Origin of the sequence: Halorubrum sp. SP9, from assembly GCF_005435015.1 — an archaeon.
GTDB classification, from domain to species: Archaea; Halobacteriota; Halobacteria; order Halobacteriales; family Haloferacaceae; genus Halorubrum; species Halorubrum sodomense.
In genome coordinates, this window is record NZ_SGXU01000099.1 from 1 (window position 1) to 1,507 (window position 1,507).

1 protein-coding gene is annotated in these 1,507 nt (G+C 48.8%); it reads right to left on the reverse strand.

Going from position 1 to position 1,507, the window contains the following annotated elements; all coding sequences use genetic code 11:
• On the reverse strand, positions 1-445 hold a 445-nt coding region (locus tag EXE45_RS16565; RefSeq protein WP_158294293.1), incomplete at its 3' end, for an oligosaccharide flippase family protein.
• Between the last annotated feature and the right edge of the window lie 1,062 nt (positions 446-1,507).

The window sequence follows — 1,507 nt, forward strand, 5'->3', positions numbered from 1 at the left end:
CTTGCATACTTCCGTTAACCATCCGGATGAAGACGGCGAACGGAATAGCAGCACTGAATAGTCGTAGCACGCGGACCGTGGTACCATCAGCACCGATAATGTCGGCCAACCTTGGTGAGAGGACGAACAGCACAAGTGCGGCGGCAAGCGAGAGCGGAATTGCAATTTGAAAGCCTGATACCAGGACTCCGCGAATGCGGGAAGCGTCGTCATAACGAGGGACATAGCGCCCGATACCGCTATTTAAGCCTAGGACGAGCACAATTCCAGAGAACGTCAGCAGTGTCGTGCCGACAGAAATAACGCCATACTCGACCGGACCAAATATTCTTGCAACGACTAGCTTTCCGGCGAACGCGATGCTGACCTCAAGGAGCATACCGAGGAAAACCAACCCACTACCCTTGAGTAGGTTACTCAGGAGATGCGCGTCCTCGTCGTCCATGGGGTATCCTGTCTGGGGAGGGTACTGTGAATTTCGGTTGCGTGAGAGTTCAGTCTACTCAACAGTCACGTTTTGATTAAGATCAGAACTTTATTCTAATCATGTGTACAATGTCAGTAGAGAAATATTTTAACGGATGGAAGTGGATGTTGGCCGCAAATAGCGTTATAAAACCGGAGTGATTACCTATATATAATTATTAGAGTCTTCCATTGCCAATAGTATTTTATAATGGAATAGCAAATAGTGTGAGACCGCTGAACGTTCGTCATTTCGTTCCATTTTTTTGGCCTAGCGGATACATGCGTCGTCGGCGGGGGAAAAATTGTATTTAATTCACAGTCCAAGTGATAAAAGGCAACCTGTCTCACAGTCATACTGGCCATTCTGACAGAGTTGCCGCTGTCTTAGTTCCAAACCATTGCCGACTATCCTGTCTGGAAGGATAACCAACCTCTCGCACTAGTGTTGGACAGAATCACGGCATTACTACCGAAGAGCGATTAAAATAAAACGCAAGGAGAACTGAGCCCATAGTCACGCTACGGGTTATAGGAGGCGTAACTGAGGGGGTTTCCGCGATCGCAACGTGATCGTGATCTTACGGCGGTTCTCGGGCCGTCATTAAGTCAGAAAGCCCTACGTGTGACTTACAACTCCGCCATTCTACTTATTAAGACCAATGCCGATGACGAGTTTGTCTTGTACAGGAGACAGATTCCCTGGGATATTTGTTCAAGAGAGATCGAATGAGTATCTAGAATATGGTACCCCTGAGAGAATTCGGTCGACAGTTCGGCGATACCAGACTCACGTGGCAGAGCCATCGGCTGCGCGGATGGACCCGTTACCAAAACGAGCGGCCGCGAGATCTACTCCTCAAGCCCTACGGGTCGTTGCTCTCTGCGAACATATGAGAATCGGCATCTATAATCCACGTGTTGGTTTCTCTCGTGCGGGCGGCACTGAGACGTTCCTCCGGGAGATGATGCGTCGGCTTCAGAACAACTACGAAATACACCTATACTGTGGGGAGAATAAACTACTAAGCGAGGTTAAAGA